Origin of the sequence: Roseateles sp. (genome assembly GCF_046300915.1) — a bacterium.
Lineage (GTDB): Bacteria > Pseudomonadota > Gammaproteobacteria > Burkholderiales > Burkholderiaceae_C > Kinneretia.
In genome coordinates this window covers 1-4,131 of record NZ_JBKCLH010000116.1, presented here as the reverse complement: position 1 = coordinate 4,131, position 4,131 = coordinate 1, and the positions used below count along the sequence as shown (strand labels likewise).

At 65.9% G+C, this 4,131-nt stretch carries 4 protein-coding genes; all 4 read left to right on the top strand.

From position 1 onward, the window contains the following. Nucleotides 1–1,182, top strand: a 1,182-nt coding sequence (locus ACK5F2_RS08595) for an anion transporter (RefSeq protein ID WP_409864106.1), incomplete at its 5' end; no start/stop codon positions are given. Between the two features lie 109 nt (nucleotides 1,183–1,291). Next, nucleotides 1,292–1,897 (top strand): hypothetical protein, encoded by a 606-nt coding sequence (locus tag ACK5F2_RS08590; RefSeq protein WP_409864105.1) that lies wholly within the window; start codon nucleotides 1,292–1,294, stop codon nucleotides 1,895–1,897. Nucleotides 1,898–2,223: 326 nt separating this feature from the next. Continuing rightward, complete coding sequence (locus ACK5F2_RS08585; protein ID WP_409864107.1) at nucleotides 2,224–3,471, top strand: glutamate-5-semialdehyde dehydrogenase; 1,248 nt, start codon at nucleotides 2,224–2,226, stop codon at nucleotides 3,469–3,471. Between the two features lie 2 nt (nucleotides 3,472–3,473). After that, nucleotides 3,474–4,131, top strand: a 658-nt coding sequence (locus tag ACK5F2_RS08580) for a protein kinase domain-containing protein (protein WP_409864104.1), incomplete at its 3' end; no start/stop codon positions are given.

Here is a 4,131-nt window from a genome sequence, read left to right as displayed (position 1 = left end):
GTCTACCTGGGCATGATCCTGGGCGGCCTGCCGCGCCTGCAGCTCGACCGCACCGGCGTGGCCCTGCTGGGCGCGATTGCCATCGTCGGCACCGGCGTGATGACGCCCGAGCAGGCGGCGCAGAGCATCCATCTGCCCACCATCGTGCTGCTGTTTGCCTTCATGGTGATCTCGGCGCAGATGCGCCTGGGCGGTTTCTATGGTGCGGTGACGCGGCGCATCGTCGCGCTGCGCGTGGGCGCGCCGGCCTTGCTGGGGGTGGTGATCGCGGTCGCGGCCCTGCTGTCCGCGGTGTTCTCCAACGACATCGTCTGCCTGGCGATGGCGCCGCTGCTGGCCGAGGCCTGCCTGCGCCGGCGCATCGACCCGGTGCCCTATCTGCTGGCGCTGGCCTGTGCCAGCAATATCGGCTCGGCCGCCACGCTGATCGGCAACCCGCAGAACATGCTGATCGGCGAGGTGATGAAGCTGCACTTCGCCGACTATCTGCGCCAGGCCGCCGCGCCAGCGGGCCTGAGCCTGCTGCTGTTGTGGGCACTGCTGGCCTGGCCGCTGCGCCGCGCAACGGCGCTCGCTCCGGCCGAGCTGCCCACCGAGCGCCGCGATGACACGCCCTATGACGGCTGGCAGACCATCAAGGGCCTGGCCGTGGCCGGCGCGCTGGTGGCTGTGTTCTTGCTGACCGACTGGCCGCGCGATGTGGCGGCGCTGGTCGGCGCCGGCCTGCTGCTGCTGAACCGGCGCTTTCACTCCAGCCGCATGATGGGCCTGGTTGACTGGGAGCTGCTGGTGCTGTTCATGGGCCTGTTCGTGGTCAACCATGCGCTGCAGATCACGGGCCTGGCGCCGCAGGCCCTGGCCTGGCTGGCCGCGCAGGGTGTGCAACTGGCCGAGCCGCTGACGCTGTTCATCGCCACGCTGGGCCTGTCCAACCTGGTCTCCAACGTGCCGGCCGTGATGCTGCTGCTGCCCGCCGCCCAGGGCGTGCCGCAGGGCGGCGTGACGCTGGCGCTGGTCTCGACGCTGGCCGGCAACCTGCTGATCGTCGGCTCCATCGCCAACATCATCGTGATCGACGCCGCGCGCCGCAGCGGCATCGTGATCGACTGGCAAAGGCATGCGCGCACGGGAGTGCCGGTGACCTTGTTGAGTTTGGCGGTGACGGCGGTGTGGCTGCGCTGAGGCGGTGGACTGGAGCCTGTTGGCCAGAGATTCGGGTGACTGTGCCAAGGCCTGCTGATGCAATCAATGCGGGTTTGGCAGAGATCGATGCGCGGTAAAGACGCGCACAATGGAAACTATCAAATCAACGCTCTTCAATCGCCCGCCATGTGACGCAGCCGTGTTAGTGGCAGCATCGTTAGGCCTCATCAAGCTACCCATGCCGCGCACTCCCGACATAGTGAATGCCTTGCTGTACGCAGCAACCGGAATCACAACACTCTTCGCGCTACTCCTACTCGGTACTTTCACCCTCGTGCCGAAGACGATCGAGAATGGAAAAGCAATCGACAGTGCCTTCCGGGAGGCATCTGATTTCGTCGAAAAGATGTCGGCTCGAGACGGACAAATGCCCAGTGGCGCGACCTTTGACGCGTGGAAAGCAGGAGGGTCAAACTGGGTGAAGAACATGGAGCTACTCTCAAGCCCGAACATGATTCCTTCAGCGGTGGCAGTTAGGTTCGGTCCCATGCCACCCGATGGCTATGCCCTGTCTGTCTGGCGCGGAGAATGGACGGAGTACTTCATCTCATGGCGCAAGGAAAGCACAGTTGACTCTGTTGCGGGTCTCTATGCTTCATCTCTGGGACTTTCTCTTGCGTCCGCCTTGCTGTCTGTTGTGCTTTGGCGCATTCGGCGAAAGCTACTCAGGGCAAGACCCGGTAGCATTAATTGAACAGCTTGAACTCCAACGCCAAGGCGCATCGGAGATCAACCTTCCCCGACTCCGCTTAAAGCCGCACGCACCTCGCTCCGGGTGTCGCTGGCGGCGTCCTCGCATGGGCGGCTCCTGGCGATGATGTTGGAGTTCGCAGGCTCACTCCAAGCTACCTGGCTGCGTGGCGACGCAGGCTGTGGGTCTCGGCTTGATGTGCCCCACGAGGCGTCATGGCTCGTAGACAGCCGGGCATCAGACGCGCTGCCGCCCACCCAAAGGGCCCCGCAGCCCGATCAGCGAGAATGCCGTTCATCATGAGTAGCACAACCGATCTCGACGCCTACATGAACGGCGTGGGCCAGGCCGCCCGCGCCGCTTCGGTCCGCATGGCCGCGGCCAGCACCTTGGCCAAGAACAAGGCCTTGCTGGCATTGGCGCGCCGCCTGCGCGAGCAGGGGCCGGCGCTGGCCGAAGCCAATGCGCGCGATCTGGCCGCCGCCAGCGGCCTGGACGCGCCAATGCGCGACCGCCTGAAGCTGACGCCAGCGGTGATCGCCACCGTGGCCGAAGGCTGCGAGCAGCTGGCCGCAATGCCTGACCCCATTGGCGAGATCAACGGCGTGAAGCGCCGCCCCACCGGCATCAGCGTGGGGCAGATGCGCGTGCCGCTGGGCGTGTTCGGCATGATTTACGAGAGCCGGCCCAATGTGACCATCGAGGCCGCCTCGCTGGCGATCAAGAGCGGCAATGCCTGCATCCTGCGCGGCGGCTCGGAGGCGATTCATTCCAATCTGGCCCTGGCCGAGTTGGTCGCGGCAGCGCTGCGCGAAGCCGGTCTGCCGCCCGAGGGCGTGCAGCTGATTGCCAGCACCGACCGCGCCGCCGTCGGCCTGCTGATCACCGCGCCCGAGCATGTGGATGTGATCATCCCGCGTGGTGGCAAAGGCTTGATCGAGCGCATCAGCGCTGAGTCCAAGGTGCCCGTCATCAAACACCTCGACGGCAACTGCCATTGCTATGTCGATTCCGAGGTGGATTTCGACCTGGCCCTGACCGTGGTCATGAATGCCAAGACCCAGAAATACAGCCCTTGCAATGCCACCGAATCCCTGCTGGTGCATGCCGAGAGTGCCTCTGACTTCCTGCCCCATATCGGCGCCGTGCTGGCCGAGAAGGGTGTGGAGATGCGCGGCTGCTCGCGCAGCCTGGCCCTGCTCGGCCCCATCCCTGGCGCCGTGATCAAGCCGGCGACCGAGGCGGACTGGAGCGAGGAGTATCTGGCGCCCATCCTCAGCATCAAGGTGGTGGACAGCCTCGATGAAGCCATCGAACACATCAACCGCTATGGCTCGCATCACACCGACGCCATCCTGAGCAGCAACCACGCCCATGCCATGCGATTTTTGCGCGAGGTCGATTCGGCCAGCGTCATGGTCAATGCCAGCACACGCTTTGCCGACGGCTTCGAGTACGGTCTGGGCGCCGAGATCGGCATCTCCACCGACAAACTCCATGCCCGCGGTCCGGTCGGCCTGGAAGGCCTGAGCTCGCTCAAGTGGGTGGTGCTGGGGCAGGGCGAAGTGCGTCGCTGAACATGGGCGAGAGCGCCCGCCAGACCGAGCTGAACGAGCTGCTGCGCCAGGCTCAAAGCCTGGCTGAAGCCGCGCGAGGCCCCTGGCTGGCCGCCTTGGCGGCGCGCGATGAGGCCCTGGCCGCAGAGCTGGTGCAGCGCTTGATGCAGCAGGCGGAGACCCAGTTCCCCGCCGCCTCCATGGCTCCGCCCGTCAGCGCGGTGCCAGCGCTGGATGAAATCACGGAAGCCCCCTCGCTCAGCGGCCAGCGCATGGGGGCCTGGCAGCTGCTGCGCAAGATCGGCGAGGGCGGCATGGGTCAGGTCTGGTTGGCCCGGCGTGCCGACGGCTTGTACGAGCAGGAGGCCGTGGTCAAGCTGCTGCGCAGCGATCTGCAGCAGGCACCTCTGTCACAGCGCTTTGCGCGCGAACGGGCGGTGCTGGCCCGGCTCAAGCACCCCGGCATTGCTCGCTTGCTCGATGCCGGCATCGCTGACGGCGTGCCCTATCTGGTGCTGGAGTATGTGGCAGGCCGCAATTTGGGCGAGCATGTGCGGGCCGAGTGCCCCACGGTGGCCTCGCGGGTGGCGCTGCTGATCCGGGTGGCGCAGGCGGTCGAGCATGCCCATGCCCAGCTGGTGGTGCATCGCGACCTCAAGCCCTCGAATGTGATGGTCAGCA

What these genes read in the sequence shown, in the direction of transcription:
- ACK5F2_RS08585 (WP_409864107.1), top strand. Translation starts at nt 2,224, where the DNA reads ATGAACGGCGTGGGCCAGGCCGCCCGCGCCGCTTCGGTCCGCATGGCC.
- ACK5F2_RS08590 (WP_409864105.1), top strand. Translation starts at nt 1,292, where the DNA reads ATGGAAACTATCAAATCAACGCTCTTCAATCGCCCGCCATGTGACGCA.